A 19,269-nucleotide genomic window follows, 5' to 3' on the forward strand; every position below is an offset into this window, starting at 1 on the left:
GAGAAGTCGAGAAACTATGGACACGACCAATACGATTAATTTTCAAGATATCATCAAAAAAAGTGTCTTAAAAATGGACCAATTCGCCAGCATCTCGATCATCGATACCATCATAGGTCTTGTGTTGTCGGGATTGCTTGGTTTGTTTATCTACTATATTTACAAGAAAACGTTTCGTGGCGTCGTCTATACGCACACCTTTAACATCACGCTGGTGGCCATGGCAATGCTTACTTGCCTGATTATCATGACGATTAGTACGAATATCGTGCTCTCTCTCGGGATGGTTGGTGCGTTGAGCATTGTGCGGTTCCGTACCGCCATCAAAGACCCGTTGGATATTGTCTTCATGTTTTGGTCGATCTCGGTAGGTATTGCGACGGGAGCAGGTGTATACCCGGTTTCCGTCCTGGGATCTCTGGTGGTGGCGGCTGTCATTGTCGTATTATCCAAGCGGCAAATGAGAGATGTTGCCTATCTGCTCATTATTACCTATCAGGATCAAGCCAATGACGGGATCAAATACCAGCTGAACAAGCTAAAATACACCCTGAAATCAAAGACAGTCAACAAAGAGATGGTGGAATTGATTGTAGAAGTAAAAATCAAGGGAGATAATACGGCATTTGTTCAGGATATTTCAGAGGTAGAAGGTGTGAAAAACGTATCATTGGTCAGCTACGATGGCGATTATGCACCATAAATGATTCAACAAAAAATCCCTTTCTGACGACGCCTTTACAGGCTGTCAGGAAGGGATTTTTTCTTTGATGATCAGTTCCGTACTTGAACCTTGCCTAGTGTGTATCTTCCGTCCGCTCTTTTTCCTTCCATGGCAAATTGAATGCCCGGTTCTTCTGTATGAGGATCGAGGATAGCCACACAGAGTGTGTATGTTCCTTCTGGTAAATCATCCGGGATATCCAAGCTCTGCTTGACAGTTTTCTTGCCGGGAAGCCATTTGCGGATGTCTTCGTCCGTTTTGGTCTTGGTTACGATATCGCCATCTTCATCCATGAGTGACAGCTCGAGAATCCACGGGAAATAAAAAGGAGCGACACCGAGGTTTTGCCAATCCATCGTTACAGCGAGGCTTTCTCCGGGCTCGACTGTTTTGGCATGTGTCTCTTTGGTGATGGTGAAGCGGTAGCCCATCGTGTTTAAAAAGCGGTTCAAATATTGTTGTTGCTTGCCATCTTTTTCGAACTGTGCAGGTGTATTGGGGCCAAGCCAGCTAATATGCGAAGCTTTGGCTTGTGAGATTACCTGGTTTATCGAGGAGCGAGTAAAGTAGCTAGTTAACGAGTCGGATGGGGAGAACTCTCCACCGCTTGGTGCGTACTTCCAAAAGTCAGGCATGGCAGGCATTTTCTCTTTGGTCAGCCAGGATACGTAGCCCTTCTGTATCCAGGACAGGTAGCTGTCAGTATCATCTTTGTTGCCGAACATGTCGTTAAACAGGCCTAGTTTGTACTCCTTGGCGACTGGATGTGGTCTTCGCATCAGTAGCATGGAATCAGGGAAGTTATCCAGATACGGTTGGACGTACTGATCCGTGATTTCTGTCGCAGGGAAAGGAATAGACGTATCGGTATGCCATTCTCCCCAGTGACCGACGCTTCCTAGTTGTATAAAAGCAATGCGGGGATCGTCCTTGTAACGCTCTCCCAGAGCGTCAATCAACTGTTTGTGGTATGTAATGATCAATGGATTGCTGTAGTTGGGACTGTAGCCTTTGCCATAGTCGTTTCGATACCACTCGCCATCTTCAAAGTTGTCATTGTCCCCGCCGATCTCGTTGTATAGCCAATCCGGTATCTCCATGTCCGATTTGTTGTGAGGAATATCCATAACGATACGGAGGATGAACTTGAAATCTTTTTCTGTCCATTCCTGAAACCGGATCGCATCTTCGACCTCATCAAATGCATATTCTCCTTTAGTGGGCTCGAGCATCCTCCAGGTAAGATTGGCATAGACGAGGGTATGTGGTTGTTCAAGATTACCCGTCTGTGAGTCGGGAGCCAGTCCCATATACGGGTTTTGGAGCACGTCTTGGGTTTGTTTTGGTGAATAGGTCGCCGTTCCATAACTGGAGGCGGCGGCTGAGGAAGGTAGAATGCAAAAAGCAGCGAGAAGTACGCTGTATAGACTACTTCTGAACTTCATGAGTGCCCCCTAGATCTAGTGAGAGAGTATCATTACTTTTCTTCTGTTTCCTGTTTCCATATGTGATACCACTTGGTGATATGTTCGTTTGCAGCAGAGCCGAGTTCAGTCTCCCACCGAGAGGTTAAGAGTTGATACTGCTCTTCGACTGCCGCATGATCGTCCAAGGAAGCGTACAGCTGCATCAAGATCATGTAGCTGTCTTCTTCAAGCGGGTGCAAATTCTGAATGCGTTGGTTGACGTTGATCGCCTCACGTACTCTGCCATGTCCCAAATAAAAGCTGCTCATTGTTTTGGCGAGCTGCAGCCACATTCTGCGGAGTCTTTCCCGCTCGTACTCTGCCCACAGATAGTCGTAGTCTCCGAAATAATCACCTGTATACGTCGCGAGCACTTGCTCATACTCCTGTATATTGGCAAGAGAGAGGGGGAGTAATTGTTTGAGACGATTCTCCCATTCCTCCACATCGATCGTAGCTGAATCAATCGTCAGCTTATAGCCGCCTTCTAAATTGCCTTTGTTGATCGATATCGTTTGGAGACCATAGCGTTTCAAGGTTTGCCGGATGAGGTAAATCGTCGTATATAGCTGGGTTACGCCTTTGCTCCCATCATAGTCCGGCCACAAAAGCTCGATAAGGGAATCTTTGTCAATCATCTTGTTGCGGTAATGCAATAAATACGCGAATAGCTCACGAGCTTTATTCGTGCGCCACTTGATCTCTTGCGGCTCCTGATTCGGCTGGTGAAACAAAATACTATTGAAGCATTGGATGGAAACGACTGATTCCTCTTTGACAGGCGCGGCTTCTTTCGCGGACTTGATTCGCTCACGAAGACGGTCCATTGTCTTTTGCAAGCGTTGAAGCTGTACGGGTTTCATGATGTAATCCAGCGCGCACAGCTCAAAAGCATCAACGGCGTACTTATCGTACCCTGTGACAAATACAATCTCCGGGGAGTTATCGATTCCTTGCAGACGTTCTCCGATCTCCAGTCCACTGATGCGCGGCATATTAATATCTAAAAAAACGACATCTGGTTGAAGGGATACTGCTTGATCGATCGCTTCGAGAGGATTGGTGTAGGCTCCGACTACCTTAACGCCGCCAACATCTTTTTCCAGCAATCGTTGCAGATGCATCAAGGGTAGTTGCTCGTCGTCTACCAATAAGGCTCTCATCCACTGTCTCTCCTTCAAAAAACGATAAAATACAACAGATTGTCTTACGAATCTGATTAATTCATACTCTCTACTCTATCATCAAAAGAGAGGTTATCCAAACCTTTACAGTGATAGGAAATGTGAATTTTTAGCAAGTGATGGAGGTCAAAACACGCTCTAACTCATCAAATGATACAAACCGGGCTTGCCGAAAAACTTCTTTTCCATCCGTAAACAGCAGGATCGCTGGAGCAGTAAATACGAGAAACTCACCGGAAATATTGGGCATCTTCTCCATGGATACCACCATACTTTTCACTTGAGGATATTGTTTTAGCAGTTCTACAGTTCTTGCGTAGGTGACATCGCAAACGCCGCAGTTTGCCGTTTTAATAAACAACAGACTAGTCGGATGACGTTCAATCTCTGCAAGTAGTTCAGTCAGTTCGAGATACTCCTGCACGGTTCGGTATTCCCACCTTTTCTCGCCGATTTTTTACTAGAATAGCACAAAAAATGTTTGCCGCACGGAACGACAACGGATGTACTCTCGAACAAAATCTGTACAAAGTTCGACAAACCTCGTGTAGTTTTGGATTTCAGAAATTTAGGCGAGAGAAGGAAAAATGTCCTGTGCAAAAATCCATAGAAAGAGGCAATGAAAGCGTTTTTTCAAAAAAATATACAAAAAACATGGATATTTTTGCAACAAATTTCTCTAATATACAGTCTGTAATGGTGAAATTTTCCTCAAAAAGCAGGAAGGAGGACATATGGTGTTATCTTGGTATGTCATCATTCCCATTCTTTTCGTAATGGCAGTCGCTATGTATACCGACCTACGCCGCCGTCTCATTTACGACTGGCTGACGCTTCCGGGAATTGTGTATTTTCTCGTTCTGCATGCGTACCTTCATCCAGAGAAATGGCTGACTTATGCGATGGGAGTTATTGTGCTGGGAGGAATTTCATTACTCATGGCGGTGATCAGCAACGGTCAGATGGGCGGAGGGGATATTAAGCTGCTCGCTTTGGTCGGTGCAGCGGTTGGATGGCAAGCGGGGCTGGTCGTGCTCGTGCTTACGTATTTGCTTGCAGGAGTCAGCGTGCTTCCTATGTGGGCCATCGCCAAAATGACAGGCAGGACGAAACTCGAGCGAGAGATCCCGTTGGCCCCCTTTGTTGCGGGTGGGACCAGTCTCATGCTGGTCATGGTTATGTATTCCTAGTGCCTTTCTCATAAGTTTGTTGATTCGCAATCTTGGCAATAAAACGACAAAGAATTTACATGAATGGATTTTTCGAAAAAGAGAGGGAATCTTCTGATGTTGGAATCAAAACGTAGGGCAATCATTTTCCTTGTATTATCATTCCTACTTGCTGCACTTGCGGGCTTTCTGTTTCTGCAAAAAATCAAGGATTTGAATGCGCAACTGGGTGAAATGGTGGAAATATACGAAGCAAATGCAGATATTCCATCTCGGGCACTGATTCAACCCGACCAATTGACGGTAAGGGAAATCCCCAAAAAGTACGCGGATGATTCGTACGTCATCGATAAAGCCAGTTTGAAAAATCAAGTCACGATTGTCCCTTTGTCGAAGGGGGATATCATTACGAAAAACATCATGAAGCCAGCGAACGTTGTTCGGGACGAGAACAACAGGCTCGTGACAGTATTTTCATCGAATAATATCGTCTTCGATCAGGAGTTGGAAGCGCTAGACCGGGTCGACATCATCATCTCGCATGAGGTGAGTGGAAAACCCGTAACGGAAGTGTTCATGAAAGACGTGCCTGTCGCCATGGTAGCGAAATCGGAGAACAGCTTTAAGGGCGTGGCTTTGGAACTGCCGTTTGAGGAAGCGCCGAAATTCATTCACCAGCAGCATTACGCCCAGATGGTTCGCATTTTGAAAGCGAATGTGGGCAAAGGAGACTTGGGCATTCCTGATCCGTTTGTGGAGCCTGCGCCGGAACAGACGAAACCGCCTGGCAAACCAGCCGACGCCAAGCCTGGGACACCAGCCGTAACGCCACCTGCGGCACAGCCTGCCGGACAGCCCGCCGGACAGCCCGCCGTCCAGACACCACCAGCGGCTCCGGTTCAGCCACAAGGCAAACCAACTTCGGTACCACCGCAGCCAACTAATCAACCACCGAAAACCGGAGGGTAAGTCATGAACAAAGATATGAAAATTCTCGTCGTTGCGGATTACGACTCTGTAAAAGACATGCTGAGGGAAATTCTGTCCGTTTACGAACAAGTACGATACACGACTTCCAGCGAAGTAAAAAAAGAAATTGACCGCATTGGGCCCGATGTCGTTTTGCTCGTGCAACCGGAAGACGGAGCAGGAGTAGAGCTGGTGCAGTATATACAAGGCGAGCTGCCGGAGGGCATTGTCATTTATCTCACGGAAAGACAGGATTTTGTCTTGCTGCGAGATGTCGTCCGTGCGGGTGCGGTTGAATACATCGTCATGCCTGATGAGCTAAACCTTTTGTCTGATCGTCTCGACAAAATATCCGATCTATCTCTAATCAAACAGAGAAAAAAGGGCGCGGATGTATCCGGCAAGGCTTTTGTGCGAGGACGGGGGAAGGTGTACTCCTTTTACAGCGGAAAAGGGGGAAGCGGGCGAACACAGCTGGCAACAGGCTTTGCGCAAGCATTGAAGCTGGAATCTACGGCAAGTGTGCTGCTCATCGACCTCAATCTCCAATACGGCGGTGTAGAAACCTTCTTGTCGTTTGAAAACAACCGTACATTGGGCGATCTGATGCCGGTTATGGACGAAATCAACGAATTTCATATTCGCAACGTGGCGCAGAGGGAGAACTATTCCAAGCTGGAGGTGCTGGTCAGCCCGCGGGATGCCGAGACAGCCGAGAATATGTCCGAAGCCTTCGTCACCAGACTGATCCGCGCCAGTCGCCGCAGTTATGATTTTGTCATTCTCGACTTGCCAACGCATATGAATGAGCTAACCTTTGCCGCTTTGTCAGAGTCGGACATGATTTACTACGTGATGAATCTGGACACACCGTCCGTGCAAATTTACCGACTCGTGGAAGACTTGTTCAGACGTCTTCGGATTGATACGGCAGGCAGGCTCGAAGTGATCGTCAACCAGGTGGGACGGGATAACGAACTGAACGTATCGGATTTGAAAGGATTATTCAACGCTCCGATTACTGCTGAAATCAGCAGAGATCATCAAGGGGTGCAAGCGGCCGTCAATCAAGGCCGACCATTGCAAAAAGAACCGAATGAGAAGAAGCTCTCTCCGGCTGCGAAAGACATCAGAAAATGGGTACTCAAGAAACTGTCATAAAGGTGGGAGTTAGATGGCTTTATTCCGACGCAAGCAAGAGCAGACAGCGCCAGGGGATGAGGCAAAGCAGACGACACTCGCTGCCACACTAGCAGCTCCTTCCTTCAATCCGTATATTGACGAACTGGCTGAGCATTACAAGACCCGACTCTTGCGTGAAACCAACCTGGAGAGACTAACTAGTCTACGTTCAGATGAGATGCGTCTCGCGATCGAACGTCTCGTATCACAATACATGTCGGAAGAGAAAGTAGTCATTCCACGAAATGAAAAGGACATTCTGCTTACTCGTTTGATCAATGAATCGGTGGGGCTTGGGCCGCTCGAACCGCTGCTTGCAGACCCGGAAATCACGGAAATCTCGATTAATGGGCATAGCCTTGTTTACGTCGAGAAGCGGGGAAGGCTCGAGTTGACCGATTTGAAATTTCGCGATGAGGAACATTTGCGGCATATTGTAGACAGGATTGTCGCACCGCTCGGCCGCCGAATCGACGAAAGCTCACCGATGGTCGACGCCCGATTGAAGGACGGAAGCCGCGTGAATGCGGTCATCCCTCCGATTAGTCTGAATGGGACGCTCGTTTCAATTCGTAAATTCCGCAAAGAGCCGTATTTAATGGATGATCTGATGCAGTTCGGTTCCTTCAGTGAACCGATGTCCCAGTTTATTCAAGCCGTAGTGGAAGCCAAAATGAACGTCCTGATCTCAGGCGGTACGGGGAGCGGTAAGACGACGTTGCTCAATGCGACAGCAAAAGCCATTCCTCACTATGAACGTGTCATTACGATTGAAGATTCGGCCGAGCTGAAGCTGACTCACCCCAACTGTATTGGGATGGAGGCACGCCCGCCCAATATGGAGGGAACAGGAGAAGTCACCATTCGTCAGCTCGTGCGAAATTCCCTGCGGATGAGGCCAGACCGAATCATCGTCGGGGAGGTACGGGGTGCGGAAGCATTTGACATGCTACAGGCAATGAATACGGGACATGAAGGGTCGCTAACAACGGTACACGCCAATTCACCGCAGGATGCCTTCAACCGTTTGGAAGGGATGGTTGTCATGGCAGGGATGGATTTGCCATCCACAATCGTCCGTGAATATATCGTCAGTGCGTTGGATATCATCGTCCAGGTCACACGCCTGTCAGACGGGACACGTAAAATCGTTTCGATTTCGGAAGTAGCGAAAACGGAAGACAAACGTGTGGAGGTCAACGAGATTTTTCGTTTCCAGAGGAAGGGAATCGGCGAAAAAGGGGAAGTGCTAGGTTACTTTACGGCAACCGGGGTAATCCCGCGGTGCTTGGAGAGGCTCCAAGTTTTTGGAATCAATCTGGATGAATCCATTTTTAGGGCGGAAGGAGGGAAGCAGCGTGACCATGCCTATTCTGTTTAGTCTTGCGGTGTTGTTCGGCATCTGGGGCATCTACGAGTATCTCGGTTATAGGGCCAAGAAGACCGAATGGAAAAAGAAAGCGGAAGAATGGTTCGAGGTAAAGGGGAAACGAAAAAGTGTCGTCATCGTTTGGGGAGACAAATTTGACCAGACGCCCTATGCCAAGGAAATCCAAAAAAAGCTGATCAAAGCGAACTTCCCGCTTGCGCCCTCGGAGTTTTACGGAATTTTGATTGTAGGTACCATGGTGCTCGCCTTCTTGCTCAGCAACATCGTGAATATTTCTTTTCCTTTTAACATCATGATCGGGGCAGTGGTGATGTACCTCATACAGAACGTGCTGTTCTTTGTCCGACGCAACAAGTACCAGGAGCGATTGAATGAACAGCTGTCCGAAGTGTGTCGACTTTTGGCCAACTCGCTGCGTGCAGGCCTTACGCTCTCACAGGGGATCTCACTGGTAGCCAAGGAGATGAATTATCCCGCTGGTGATGAGTTTAGCCGCATGGCACGTGAGCTGCAGCTAGGCGTCAGCTTTGACCGGGCGCTCTCTGACATGGAAAAACGAATACCGACGCGAGAATTCCGTATCTTTACTGCTACCCTGTTGATTCAACGGCGCGCAGGGGGGAATTTGAGCCAAGTGCTGCAGGAAATGGCGGAGACATTGGAGGATCGCCGCATTGTGAATCAGGAGATTAAGACGATGACGGCAGAACAGCGATACGTCTCCATCTTGGTGCCGATTATGCCGATTGCCCTGGTACTGATGATGAACATGATGAACGAAGGCTTTATTGATCCGTTGTTTTCCGGATTTGGTCTTTTTCTTCTGGGGTTGTTCGTAATCGGAACTCTTCTGTCCTATATCCTCGTAAAGAAAGTGACCAACATAAAGGTGTGAAAACATGGATGCTCTCATAATTACATGCGTGTTCTTGTTTCTCTTGCTGTTCGCCATCTGTCTGAAGGAGTGGTATCGCTACTCCATCGAGAAGCAAAAACTGCTCACACATGTCCATGAGGTGACCGGACACAAAAACTACGGGGTACGCAAGAAGGAAACCTCATCCGAACGCCTGGTCAAACGCCTGCTTCGGTATGGAGACGACTATGCAGTCATGGGTCAGCGCATCAACTTTTTTAGTGAGTCACATGAGGTTGAGGACTGGCTTCTGAAGGCTGGACGCCCGTTAGATTTGACAGTTGCCCAATTTCAAGGAGTCAAAATATTCATGGCTTTGCTCGGCATCATTGCCGGCGCGTTGTTTTTCATTCTAGGCTTTCCCTTGTCGCATCTGGGCCTGATCGGATGGCCGTTGATTGGATACTTTCTGCCCATCCTTCTGCTGAAGAACAAAGCCCGTGATCGTCAAAATCAGCTTCGTTATGACCTGCCGGAATTTCTCGACACCGTGAGCGTCACCCTGCAAGCGGGGGTAAGTCTCGATCAGGCATTGCGCGAAGTCATCAAGTTTTTTGACGGACCGATTCGGGAAGAGTTTTCCCGTTTCAATCAAGAGCTGGATCTGGGTGTACAGAGGGAAAAGGCGTATGAACAACTGCTTCGACGCAACGATAATCCGGAGTTTCAAATGCTGATCAAAGCGCTCATTCAGGGGATGCGCCTGGGAGTACCGATTGCTGTCACGTTCAAGGCACAGGCCGAAAACATGCGAAGAATCCGTAAAGAGCTAATCAAGGAAAAGGCGGCCAAGGCGTCACCGAAAGTAACCCTGATCACCACGTTTGTCGTGACTCCTACAGCGATTATCCTGATTGGCGGTTTGATGGTATTGAATATTTTAGAGAACCTCGATTTGTTCTCTGGCATCATGCCATAATGTATGTTTTGACTTTATGGGAGGTGATGCCCGTCACAAAGATGGGATGAGTAGTAATGTGAATCATTTGTCTTATCAAATTCATTTTAACCATGAGGGGAGAAGATTTTTTATGAAAACCATGATGCAAAAACTGTATGTAAAAGTCCAAGGAACCCTGCAAAATCAGAAAGGTGCTCAAGCCATTGAATGGATCGCGCTGGCAGGTGTGGTGATCGCCGTATTCGGAGCAGTAATTACTTACTTCAAAGGTAATCCTGACGGTGTGGGAAAATCAATTGGTGAAACGCTTGGCAATATCATCGGAGACTTGGATGGGAAGTAATCTGAGTGAATGCTGTTTGGTTACAAACATTGGAAAAGTTGGCGGTGAAGGGCTTTCCTTCACCGCCACACATACATAGTAAATCTGTAGGAAACAGGAGGTAGCAGTCGATGAGATTTGTGAAGGGAATTGTTGCGGCCATCCTCCTTTTTAGCCTGCTAACGGCGTGTTCTCAAGAGGCAGGAAATCAACCGGAAACTCCACAGACCACGGATGGGCAGCCACCCTCTATTCCATCAGGCACAGAAACACAACAGCCTCCAGACAAGACTGGTGAAACGAACACCGAGATGAGCAGAGAAGAAAAAATAAAAGCGCTGGAGGCAATGGTAAAGGCTGGCCCCCTGCTAAAACGGGAAACAACAGAGGATTTTTTGAACACTCCTCCTGGGCTTTTTGCGGGGAAGTCGTATGACGACAATAAGGAAGAGATAGAAACGGAATTAAAGAAATTCCCTTATATTGAAAATCCAGACGAAGAAATCGCGAATCTGTATTACCTTGCCCTCTTGGGGTTGTTCGCGGAGAGCTATCCCGATCCGCAACAAATTATTGATGATATGAAGCTGGATTATTTCGGAAGTCCGGAAATCGAAGATCCTCGCTACCAGTACAAGGAAAACTACAATGTGGAGATTATTCTTGACGCAAGTGGCAGCATGGGTGCAATGGCGAACGGCAAGACAAGGATGGAGGCTGCCAAAGATGCCATCAGAGCCTTTGCTGAATCATTGCCGCCACAGGCTAATGTAGCTCTGCGTGTATACGGACATAAGGGTAGCGGGAAAGAGTCCGATAAAGCGCTCTCCTGCGGCAGCAGTGAGTTGGTATACGGAATGCAGCCTTACAACAAAGAAAAATTGCAGAGTTCCTTGAATCAGTTTCAGCCTGCGGGATATACCCCGATTGCCTACTCCTTGCAGGAAGCAATGAAGGATTTGAGCAAATTTTCAGGGGACAAAAACACCAATATGATTTACCTGGTTAGCGACGGTATCGAAACATGCGGCGGAAACCCAGCCGAAGCAGCAAAACAACTTTCCCAATCAGCGATTACTCCGATTATTAACGTAATTGGTTTTGGCGTGGACGGCCCAGGGCAGCAACAGTTAAAAGAAGTGGCCAAGGCAGCAGGAGGTCGCTACGTCCTGATTCAGGATCAAAAAGAACTGCAGGAAGAATTCAATCGTGGGAAAGAGATTGCAGACAAATGGAAAAAGTGGAAAGCAGATGCGTCCTATCAGGCTTTTGACACGCGTATATCACGTAAGACAGACATCAGTTCGTTCGCAGCAGACTGGAGAATCATTGCTGGCGATGAAAGCTACAATATGAATTCTGCCATTACGACCATGGGTGCGGATGACATGATTCCGGATGAACTTGCCAATCGTCTCCGAACCATGAAGGACGAACAGAAGGATATAGCCAAGAAAAAGGCGGACGAATTGGAGGACTTTCTGGATTCCTTGAACGATAAGTCCTATAAGGAAACCGTGAATGCGATCAACAAGAAGTTTACGCAGAATACGAAAACGAACTAAAGTCGAAATCTCCAAAAGGAGGTTTGTGAAGTGAGGAAATGGATTAGAGGCCCAATTGCAGCGGCTACCTTTGCTTTTCTGATTCTTTTGATGAATCTGCTTCCGCTTGCGGCTCTGGCATCATCTGTTAACCTGCAAGCGCCGAATTACAATGCGCCAAATTGGCAGCAACCGAACATGCAGGCACCAAATTGGGAACAGCCGAACATGCAGGCGCCCAATTGGGAACAGCCGAATGTGCAGGCTCCGAACTGGGAGCAGCCGAATCTGCAGGCACCGAACATTCAAGCACCGAACTGGCAGCAGCCAAATCTGCAGGCTCCAAACGTCAATCAACCGGACCTGCAAGCGCCGAATGTCAATCAACCGAACCCGCAAGCGCCAAACGCAACCGCCCCGACAACGAATATAGAAATGCAGGCACCCAGCGCAAACTCTGACGGTTCGAAGCCGATGACGGAGACGCTGGGATACGGTGCAGTCAAATGGACGTTCAAAGACGTAATGGGCGGTACGCTGGCATACAGCGCTGATTTGCTTATGAACGGCGAAGTAGATATGGCAGCGGGACTTCGGGGCAAAGGCATGTTAGTGGGAGACCTGGCCATAAAAGGCCTTGATCTTGCTTTCAAGAATACGCCGTATGTAGGTACTGTAACAGGCATGGGTGTTGATACACTCGACGGGATGAATGCATGGGCCAACTATCAGTTTGTGTTGGCGCAATTGCCGAATAACAGCTTCCGGGATATTTTCCAAGGCGGTCAGCTAACGAATTCGGCAAATCCATCTGGCGTCAGAATGCCGGGAATCGTGAAAGGTTTGAATGTTGGCATAGCAGCCATCAGCCTTCCGTTTGATGTTATTGATACATTTGGAAGCTTTGGAATGGCGTTTGATCCAAGCCAGAATGAAGCTACACAAAATGAAAAATTCGTGGATGGAGTCGGTAATTTCGGCAGTGTGCTGATGGACGCAGGGGTCATTGCTTCCGTCATACCAGGCGGGCAGGCAGTAGGTGGTGTGCTTGTTGTCACTGGTGCGGTTTTGTGGGGACTGAGCAAACTCGTGAAGTACGCTGACAAGCTAGCCGGAGGAGCGATTACCCGTGGAATCCGGGATGGGGTCGGAAAAGCTGTTGGCTGGGTGAAATCCTTATTTGCGTAACGGAGGTCCTTGCTTATGAAAGTTGTGAATACCCCACAGGTTCAGGCTCAGATCGAGCGGCATAAGCGTTTTTTAGAGAGGACGGAGCTGTACAATTACCCAGCCTACGTAAACGGACAATATTACTACCATGTAGCGTACTGGAAATGGGGGAAAAAAGACGCTGTCGGGTACTTGGTGCTGCGACCGGATGGTGAAGTGGTTCACCGCAATGAAGCAGAGCCTGTTGTGAAACTGTTTTTGGTGCATGCACATGCAGGGCGCAAGATTAAGAACAATCTGGCCATTGATAAAGAGAAGCCGATCGAGATGTACGAGCAAAAATACGAGTATCTGAGGGCGCTTTTGCCCAGCTGTCAGGATAAGATGGACACGGTGCTTCGGCAAGATGCAGAGAAGCTGATCGACGTTTGCAAAACCATGATGGAAAGCCGGGACCAGTTGCGTGCCATTTATGCTCGAGGGATGGACCTGCTCAATCAATTTTTCGCGCGCAATTACGTCATCGCCGGAGAAGAAACGGCATTGCGGGATGTGTTATTTGAATCCGACTACATTTTGTATGATCGCATTCGCAGACAAGTGCTGATCAAAGACTCGGTGGATCGGCTTTACCAGTTTTTCCAATCCAATCGAGTAGAACTAGACCGGGTACAGGAGCAGAAACGAAAAAAGCTGAGCGACTTGCTCTCTGTATACAAAGACAAAACACTGCGAAATATTGCCGATGAATCCGTGAAAAGCTTTGAGACGCATACGACAGGGAAACATGAGTCTTTCCATTCGGTTGAACAGTTGCGGGAGGCCCACGAGAAGCTTAATATGACCATCTTGGAAAACGGGCTGATGGATAAACTGAGAAACCCTTAACAGGAAAGGTGAGAGAAACCCATATGCATCCCTTCAAAGAAAGCATTCGTTTTTATGCACGGAATATCGAGTCTTTGTTGCTCTTGTCCGCCGTGCTCGTGGTTCCGTTTTTTATCATCCACAACTTTACGCTGAACTACCTGAATTTGATTGCGGCGATTACGGGCGCCAAATTCGTCGCAAGCTTTTTCAATCTGTTTTTACTTCTTCTGTTTTTGCTGATCCTCCAGATTCCTTTCGCCCAGTATGTCCAAAGCGATCTGGACGGCGATGATCGTCCGATTCGCAAGGCATTTCGGACTTTTTTTGAACACAGCTTTTCCGTATTCGTATTTGGGATCGTGTTTAGCTTTCTTGTCTCTTCAGGAATGATGCTGTTCATGATACCCGGGTTGATTCTTATGGTCTTGTTCTATTTGACGCCGTTTTTTGTGGTGTTGAAAAAACAATCGGCTTGGCGCTCTTGGCGGGCTGCCATGGAAATGGGCAAAAAGCATTTCTTCCAAATCTTTGGCCTGTTGCTAATGGTGAGTGTGGTGGAATGGCTAATCAGTTTGGCGGGCTTGTTCCTCGTCACGTCTATTACGGCAACCTTCGGGGCGGTTATGTTTATTGAGTTGTTGCTCAATGTGATTGTTCTTCCGTTTTTTGCGGTCATGTTCATGATGTACGTGAATAAATGGAAGGATGAGGCGGCAAGAGCGGAAGCAGCTGTAGCAGGGGGAATGCTGCTCGATGAAAGGTAGCTTGCAAATAAGTTCGAGAGGAGATGAGCGAAGAATGCGCCTGAAGAAGATCGTTTCCAATGAAAAGGGCTCGGTCACCGTAGAGTTTATCGCCATACTGCCGTTCGTCTTTCTGATCATGCTGATTTGCTGGCAGTTTCTTGTGGGAGTCTACGGCGTAATTATCTCGCAGTCGGCGGCAAATGAGGCGGCGAAGGTGTACGCCATAACGGGGAATTCGGGAGAAGCCATGCAAGCTGCCAAAAACGTGGTGAACGCGGCAGGAGGCTACATTTCCTTCAATGATTGTGATATCACGGGGAATGGTAGCGGATATTTTACCGCCAAGGTCGGCGTACAGATGGAACTGGCGTTTCTCCCTGACTGGCTATATATCGAGAAGGAAGACCGATATATCTCCTTCGATCGAGAAATGAAGAGCAGGGTGATGAACTAGATGGTACGTATACTGCGTCACTTGCAAAATGAACGTGGAAATATGACGATCTTCACCCTGACGATTTACTGGTTTATCTTCATGCTGGTATTTGTTGCGCTTTTCAACTTTTCGACCATTTTTGTAGACAAGGAGCAGGCGTCGAACAGTGCGCAACAGGCGAGTATTGCGGCGGTGAAGGATATTTATGATGAGATGGATGCGGCTATTAAAATATATGATTTGTCACCCAAACGGTATTATGACGAAAATTATCTCGATCCCAGACTAGCAGTTGCCAGGAGCCAGCTGAGAGCATCGCACCCCGATTGGTCTCATAGCGAGATTGAATACGGTGCGATTGACTCGGTATTAAGCAGCGCATTGCCAGGAGATGCTGAGTTGCAGACTTATGTCTACGCTGGCTTGCAAACGGCAACAGCAAAAATTCCTGGAGTGGTTGCTAAAGTGCTTTCGGATAACAAGGCAACGCTCAGCGGATCGTCCGTCAAATTGTTCAACAGTGACAATCGGATTGAAGTAAAAACTTCTGTAAAGTACGAATCGGAATCGATGGGCTTTGAGTTCATTCCTGCCTATTCCGAGCAAATCTACCAGACAGGTGAAAGCAGACGGATCGGTTTTATTGATGAAGTAAGCGGATGGGTGAATCCGCATATTCCTATGTAGGAACGGCGAACATTGGAGGAAATGGCATGACAAGAAAGCTACAAAAAATGTAGCTGCTCATCCGAAAGAAAAACGCGGCGATCTGATTAACAAGGCAACATGGCAACTAGGCAAGGAGGATATGACCGAATGCGTAACACCAAAATACGGATGGCGCTCTTGATCAACAGCATCTTGATCATGCTTCTGCTAACCGGCTGTTCTCTGGGGGCAGTAGGAGCGGGTACAGGGCTCGGGCAAAATCAATGGCCGCAGACGACACAGGAATTGATTGCTTCACAGCCCGGACCGCTTGCTGGCACCCAATTTTTCCACGCAGCTTATCCGCATCGAGCTGAGATCATACAGGTTTTGGATAAAATGCCTACCGTGGTCGACGGGATGAATGATGCTTACTTGGATTTGTACTGGAATCAATTGCTCACCCTTTTCGCCGAGGATTACCTCAGTCCCCAGATGGTTGTAGACCGCTGGAGAATGGCTTCGTATGGGAGTCCGGACATCGAGGACGCCCGCTTTCAGTTTCGGGAAAATTTCAACGTAGAAATTATTCTGGATGCAAGTGGCAGCATGGCTGGGAAAATTGGGGACAAAACGAAAATGCAGCTCGCCAAGGAAGCGATCCAGGAATTCGCGGAAGCACTGCCTGAAGAGGCGAAAATCTCGCTGCGCGTGTATGGACATAAGGGCAGCAATGCAGATGAGCATAAGCAGCTTTCCTGCGGCAGCAGTGAGATGGTCTATCCATTGCAAGCCTACGATGCAAAAGGTCTTGAGCAAGCACTTGACATGTTTGAGCCGACAGGCTGGACATCCATTGCGCACTCCTTGCGTCTCGCTCAGGAGGATTTGGCGGGATTCGAAGCGGATAAAAATACGAATGTCATCTATCTGGTCAGTGACGGTATCGAGACATGTGATGGAAATCCAGTGGCAGTAGCCAAGGAATTGTCCCAGTCCAAAATCATGCCGTTGCTAAACGTCATCGGCTTTGACGTGAATGCAGAAGGGCAGAAGCAGTTGAAAGAGATTGCCCACGCTTCAGAAGGTTTGTATGCAAATGTGACGAACCGTGAGCAGTTCAAGCAAGAGCTGGAACGTGCGAAAGAAATTGCCCAGAAGTGGGAGCAGTGGAAACGAGATGCTTTGACGGAAGCAGACGCTGTCTTGATCGACCGCAAAAAATGGGTGGATGCTTACGACCGGGACTGGTACGAGAAAAACTGGCGGGAGAGCCTGAACATCGGAATGGCGATCGAGTATTTGTCTGCAAGTGGCAAGATTGGCAATGAAGCGAGGGAGTATCTTACTGGGAAAAGGCAAGAAAGAGAAGCGTTGGCTACACAGTCCAAGGAAGAGCTGACCAATTACTTGGTGAGTCTCACAACCGAGACCTATCAGGAAATGAGAGAGGAAATTGAGGATAAATACAGTGGAAACTAACAGCAATGGGTTCTCCGTTACAAAAGCGACTGCTTGTCGCAACGGAGAACTCACTGTAAATGGAAAGGGTGAGGGTGCGTCAATCATACGTGAACGTAACGACCTGTTTCAGGCCAGGGTCCACTCCGATTGCCACGTCTTTCAGGCCATCTGTGTAATAAAAGTAACGCTTGGCGTCATTGGAATGAGCGTCAGAAGCTTTCACCAATTGGAAGTCGTTTGAAGCAAGCAGGTTTTTCGAGCGGATAAAATCAGATGCCGTCTTTTCCAAATCTGCTTCTGTCATCGTTTTTGTCGCCACTTCTCCGTTTATTCCAATAACGTCAATCGACAGGGAAAGAATTTGTTTTGATCTCGGTTCGATGATCGCGTGAAACCCATGTACATCGCCGTTCACAGGTTCGCGTTTCAGTATGGCGTGAACAGGGACTCCTCTGTATACCGAATTGGTTGGGTCCTCCAGCGTGATTTCCCGATCAGTCGTATCGACATCCACCTGATAATATTGTCTAACAGCGGCTGCAGCGATTTGCGCCGCTTCGTCTTTTCCGAGCCCTAGCACTGCATCTGGTGAGCTGGAGGAGCATCCCATTAACAGAAAGACGAGAAGCGCCGTGCCCAGCCATGCGAACTTTTTCATTGTGAACCCTCCAGCCATCCCAAGTAATACGTGTAATCTTTTTTTATCCTAACAGGGATTGTTTCGACTCCCTATCGATAAACCTTTCCATTACCTTACGATGTTGTAAGCTTTGAGAAAAATGTAGGGAGTGACAGGACTTTGGGTAAAAAAGACGAAAAATTCGGAGTATGAGCAATGTATATGAAAAACGAGGGGGCAAATGGAATGAACACCATCGAGCTGAATCAAGCGCTTCAAATGTATGTGAGGACAGAGACCTTTCCCGTAGGAGTTAGCATTCGAAAAGAAGAAGCCGCTCTGCCGTCAAAGGCAAAGCGACCTGTCCGTGATCTGGGTTATCCGATAACCATTTGCCAAGCTGTCGGTTTTTCACGGCGTTATGGCTGGAGCATCGCAATGAATGGAGCCGATCTGTCCTGTCCAATCGCCCAGGTGGCTTTTGGCTATGAAGAGCAGCCAGCATTTTATACAGAGGGACATCTCGCCTGTGGAATGTATACAGATTCATTGGAAAATGGGGCGAAAAGTGAGCAGGATGTCCCGAAATTTTCAGCAGAAGAAAGCGGCTTCTACGTATCGTTTCCGCTGGATCGGGCAGAGATTGAGCCAGATGTCGTCGTGATTTACGGCAATGCGGCTCAGGTCATGCGATTGGTGGCGGGGATGCTGTACAAGCGCGGTGGATCGATTCCGTCCACCTTTTCCAGTCGGGCCGACTGTGCGGACATTGCGATCAAGCCGATCCAGACGGGACAGCCGCAAGTGATCGTACCGTGTTATGGCGACAGATTGTTTGCCCAGACACAGGATCATGAGATGGCCTTCAGCTTTCATTTCCGCGATGCCGCCGAGCTGGTGGAGGGATTAGCGGGAACGCAAAAAGGCGGAATCCGCTACCCGATCCCGTCCTTCTTGCGCTATCAGGCTGAGTTTCCGCCGACCTATCAAAAGCTTGCTGGGATGTTTGGAGAAAAAAACTAACCCTTCAGTCGGTTGAGCTGGAGCAGATGATGGCGATAGTGCATTTCAACCACGGCAAACCATTCCTTTGCGGTCAGCGAACCGAAGGCTGGGTGAGCCACCGTGTGATGCACAGGAATTTCGTCCAGAGTCGGTTCCAGCTCTTTCATTTGTGCGAGCACGCTGATGAGTCCATCACGCAATTGCTCCTTACTCTCTGGTTGTGCAGGTGTGTACTCAGGGGAGGCAGGGACTTTCACGCGAACGGGAAGCAAGGAGCCTTGAGCAAATATCGTCTGCCCGATTTCAGATTTTTCGGTACCTGCTTCGGTAACAGCAGGTCCTCCTTGTCTGCACTTCTCGACATTTCCCAGATGAAAATACCGGGCAGCTTGGATCAAGTGAAGGTACATTTGACCGATCGACCATTCCTCTTCACTTGGTTTTTGCAAGAGTTGTTCCATGGTGAAGCCTTCTAGTTCATGCAGATAGTGGTTTGTCACGTCTTCGAATTTGGTTACGATTTCTTTTGTATTCATGGGCGAAT

At 48.2% G+C, this 19,269-nt stretch carries 21 protein-coding genes; 16 read left to right on the forward strand and 5 right to left on the reverse strand.

Annotated features, from left to right (window positions below):
- The first annotated feature begins 16 nt into the window (after nucleotides 1-16).
- The gene (locus HP567_RS05850) at nucleotides 17-703 is read left to right on the forward strand and encodes a DUF4956 domain-containing protein (protein WP_173610718.1); all 687 of its coding nucleotides are present in this window, start codon (nucleotides 17-19) and stop codon (nucleotides 701-703) included.
- A 71-nt stretch (nucleotides 704-774) separates the two neighbouring features.
- On the opposite strand, the gene HP567_RS05855 is transcribed toward HP567_RS05850, so the two are convergent.
- From HP567_RS05855 to HP567_RS05865, 3 genes are all read right to left on the reverse strand, one after another.
- Nucleotides 775-2,169: a DUF4832 domain-containing protein gene (locus HP567_RS05855; RefSeq protein WP_173610717.1), complete on the reverse strand. Its 1,395-nt coding sequence runs from the start codon at nucleotides 2,167-2,169 to the stop codon at nucleotides 775-777.
- A 32-nt stretch (nucleotides 2,170-2,201) separates the two neighbouring features.
- Nucleotides 2,202-3,353: a response regulator gene (locus HP567_RS05860; RefSeq protein ID WP_173610716.1), complete on the reverse strand. Its 1,152-nt coding sequence runs from the start codon at nucleotides 3,351-3,353 to the stop codon at nucleotides 2,202-2,204.
- A 130-nt stretch (nucleotides 3,354-3,483) separates the two neighbouring features.
- Nucleotides 3,484-3,798, reverse strand: a complete 315-nt coding sequence (locus tag HP567_RS05865; RefSeq protein WP_173610715.1) for a thioredoxin family protein — start codon at nucleotides 3,796-3,798, stop codon at nucleotides 3,484-3,486.
- Nucleotides 3,799-4,108: 310 nt separating this feature from the next.
- On the opposite strand from HP567_RS05865, the gene HP567_RS05870 reads away from it, so the two are divergent.
- The 14 genes from HP567_RS05870 to HP567_RS05935 all read left to right on the forward strand — a co-directional run bounded on the left by HP567_RS05870 (nucleotide 4,109) and on the right by HP567_RS05935 (nucleotide 17,119).
- Entirely contained in the window at nucleotides 4,109-4,564 is a 456-nt protein-coding gene (locus HP567_RS05870; protein WP_173610714.1) for a prepilin peptidase, read from the forward strand.
- A gap of 96 nt (nucleotides 4,565-4,660) precedes the next feature.
- Nucleotides 4,661-5,512: a flp pilus assembly protein CpaB gene (locus tag HP567_RS05875; RefSeq protein WP_173610713.1), complete on the forward strand. Its 852-nt coding sequence runs from the start codon at nucleotides 4,661-4,663 to the stop codon at nucleotides 5,510-5,512.
- A 3-nt stretch (nucleotides 5,513-5,515) separates the two neighbouring features.
- Nucleotides 5,516-6,673, forward strand: a complete 1,158-nt coding sequence (locus HP567_RS05880; RefSeq protein ID WP_173610712.1) for an AAA family ATPase — start codon at nucleotides 5,516-5,518, stop codon at nucleotides 6,671-6,673.
- Nucleotides 6,674-6,686: 13 nt separating this feature from the next.
- Nucleotides 6,687-8,075, forward strand: a complete 1,389-nt coding sequence (locus HP567_RS05885) for a CpaF family protein (protein ID WP_173610711.1) — start codon at nucleotides 6,687-6,689, stop codon at nucleotides 8,073-8,075.
- Nucleotides 8,053-8,979, forward strand: a complete 927-nt coding sequence (locus HP567_RS05890; protein ID WP_173610710.1) for a type II secretion system F family protein — start codon at nucleotides 8,053-8,055, stop codon at nucleotides 8,977-8,979. The genes HP567_RS05885 and HP567_RS05890 overlap by 23 nt, the downstream gene beginning before the upstream one ends.
- Before the next feature lie 4 nt (nucleotides 8,980-8,983).
- Entirely contained in the window at nucleotides 8,984-9,919 is a 936-nt protein-coding gene (locus HP567_RS05895) for a type II secretion system F family protein (protein ID WP_173610709.1), read from the forward strand.
- Nucleotides 9,920-10,031: 112 nt separating this feature from the next.
- Nucleotides 10,032-10,244: a hypothetical protein gene (locus HP567_RS05900; protein ID WP_173610708.1), complete on the forward strand. Its 213-nt coding sequence runs from the start codon at nucleotides 10,032-10,034 to the stop codon at nucleotides 10,242-10,244.
- Between the two features lie 110 nt (nucleotides 10,245-10,354).
- A complete protein-coding gene (locus HP567_RS05905) occupies nucleotides 10,355-11,788 on the forward strand; it encodes a vWA domain-containing protein (protein WP_173610707.1) in 1,434 nt (477 codons plus the stop codon).
- A 30-nt stretch (nucleotides 11,789-11,818) separates the two neighbouring features.
- Nucleotides 11,819-12,955, forward strand: coding sequence for a hypothetical protein (locus tag HP567_RS05910; protein ID WP_173610706.1), 1,137 nt, complete (start codon nucleotides 11,819-11,821; stop codon nucleotides 12,953-12,955).
- 15 nt (nucleotides 12,956-12,970) lie between these two features.
- Entirely contained in the window at nucleotides 12,971-13,825 is an 855-nt protein-coding gene (locus tag HP567_RS05915) for a hypothetical protein (protein ID WP_173610705.1), read from the forward strand.
- A 23-nt stretch (nucleotides 13,826-13,848) separates the two neighbouring features.
- Nucleotides 13,849-14,571 (forward strand): hypothetical protein, encoded by a 723-nt coding sequence (locus tag HP567_RS05920; RefSeq protein ID WP_173610704.1) that lies wholly within the window; start codon nucleotides 13,849-13,851, stop codon nucleotides 14,569-14,571.
- Nucleotides 14,572-14,605: 34 nt separating this feature from the next.
- On the forward strand, nucleotides 14,606-15,007 hold the full coding sequence (locus HP567_RS05925) for a TadE/TadG family type IV pilus assembly protein (RefSeq protein ID WP_173610703.1): 402 nt from the start codon (nucleotides 14,606-14,608) through the stop codon (nucleotides 15,005-15,007).
- On the forward strand, nucleotides 15,008-15,676 hold the full coding sequence (locus HP567_RS05930; protein WP_173610702.1) for a Tad domain-containing protein: 669 nt from the start codon (nucleotides 15,008-15,010) through the stop codon (nucleotides 15,674-15,676).
- Nucleotides 15,677-15,805: 129 nt separating this feature from the next.
- Nucleotides 15,806-17,119 (forward strand): VWA domain-containing protein, encoded by a 1,314-nt coding sequence (locus HP567_RS05935; protein ID WP_173610701.1) that lies wholly within the window; start codon nucleotides 15,806-15,808, stop codon nucleotides 17,117-17,119.
- Nucleotides 17,120-17,198: 79 nt separating this feature from the next.
- On the opposite strand, the gene HP567_RS05940 is transcribed toward HP567_RS05935, so the two are convergent.
- Nucleotides 17,199-17,759 carry a hypothetical protein gene (locus tag HP567_RS05940; RefSeq protein ID WP_173610700.1) on the reverse strand — a complete coding sequence of 187 codons (561 nt, stop codon included), beginning with the start codon at nucleotides 17,757-17,759 and terminating at the stop codon, nucleotides 17,199-17,201.
- 207 nt (nucleotides 17,760-17,966) lie between these two features.
- Between HP567_RS05940 and HP567_RS05945 the strand changes: the two genes are divergently transcribed.
- Complete coding sequence (locus HP567_RS05945) at nucleotides 17,967-18,743, forward strand: DUF169 domain-containing protein (RefSeq protein ID WP_173610699.1); 777 nt, start codon at nucleotides 17,967-17,969, stop codon at nucleotides 18,741-18,743.
- Here HP567_RS05945 and HP567_RS05950 read toward each other — a convergent pair.
- Nucleotides 18,740-19,261: a DinB family protein gene (locus tag HP567_RS05950; RefSeq protein ID WP_173610698.1), complete on the reverse strand. Its 522-nt coding sequence runs from the start codon at nucleotides 19,259-19,261 to the stop codon at nucleotides 18,740-18,742. The two genes, HP567_RS05945 and HP567_RS05950, sit on opposite strands and share 4 nt — an antisense overlap.
- Between the last annotated feature and the right edge of the window lie 8 nt (nucleotides 19,262-19,269).

Source organism: Brevibacillus sp. M2.1A, assembly GCF_013284355.2.
Lineage (GTDB): Bacteria > Bacillota > Bacilli > Brevibacillales > Brevibacillaceae > Brevibacillus.

Coding starts and splice junctions, on each gene's coding strand:
- HP567_RS05940 (WP_173610700.1), bottom strand. CDS start 17,759: ATGAAAAAGTTCGCATGGCTGGGCACGGCGCTTCTCGTCTTTCTGTTA.
- HP567_RS05950 (WP_173610698.1), bottom strand. CDS start 19,261: ATGAATACAAAAGAAATCGTAACCAAATTCGAAGACGTGACAAACCAC.
- HP567_RS05885 (WP_173610711.1), top strand. CDS start 6,687: ATGGCTTTATTCCGACGCAAGCAAGAGCAGACAGCGCCAGGGGATGAG.
- HP567_RS05915 (WP_173610705.1), top strand. CDS start 12,971: ATGAAAGTTGTGAATACCCCACAGGTTCAGGCTCAGATCGAGCGGCAT.
- HP567_RS05855 (WP_173610717.1), bottom strand. CDS start 2,169: ATGAAGTTCAGAAGTAGTCTATACAGCGTACTTCTCGCTGCTTTTTGC.
- HP567_RS05895 (WP_173610709.1), top strand. CDS start 8,984: ATGGATGCTCTCATAATTACATGCGTGTTCTTGTTTCTCTTGCTGTTC.
- HP567_RS05920 (WP_173610704.1), top strand. CDS start 13,849: ATGCATCCCTTCAAAGAAAGCATTCGTTTTTATGCACGGAATATCGAG.
- HP567_RS05860 (WP_173610716.1), bottom strand. CDS start 3,353: ATGAGAGCCTTATTGGTAGACGACGAGCAACTACCCTTGATGCATCTG.
- HP567_RS05925 (WP_173610703.1), top strand. CDS start 14,606: ATGCGCCTGAAGAAGATCGTTTCCAATGAAAAGGGCTCGGTCACCGTA.
- HP567_RS05850 (WP_173610718.1), top strand. CDS start 17: ATGGACACGACCAATACGATTAATTTTCAAGATATCATCAAAAAAAGT.
- HP567_RS05875 (WP_173610713.1), top strand. CDS start 4,661: ATGTTGGAATCAAAACGTAGGGCAATCATTTTCCTTGTATTATCATTC.
- HP567_RS05880 (WP_173610712.1), top strand. CDS start 5,516: ATGAACAAAGATATGAAAATTCTCGTCGTTGCGGATTACGACTCTGTA.
- HP567_RS05900 (WP_173610708.1), top strand. CDS start 10,032: ATGAAAACCATGATGCAAAAACTGTATGTAAAAGTCCAAGGAACCCTG.
- HP567_RS05935 (WP_173610701.1), top strand. CDS start 15,806: ATGCGTAACACCAAAATACGGATGGCGCTCTTGATCAACAGCATCTTG.
- HP567_RS05945 (WP_173610699.1), top strand. CDS start 17,967: ATGAACACCATCGAGCTGAATCAAGCGCTTCAAATGTATGTGAGGACA.
- HP567_RS05870 (WP_173610714.1), top strand. CDS start 4,109: ATGGTGTTATCTTGGTATGTCATCATTCCCATTCTTTTCGTAATGGCA.
- HP567_RS05930 (WP_173610702.1), top strand. CDS start 15,008: ATGGTACGTATACTGCGTCACTTGCAAAATGAACGTGGAAATATGACG.
- HP567_RS05905 (WP_173610707.1), top strand. CDS start 10,355: ATGAGATTTGTGAAGGGAATTGTTGCGGCCATCCTCCTTTTTAGCCTG.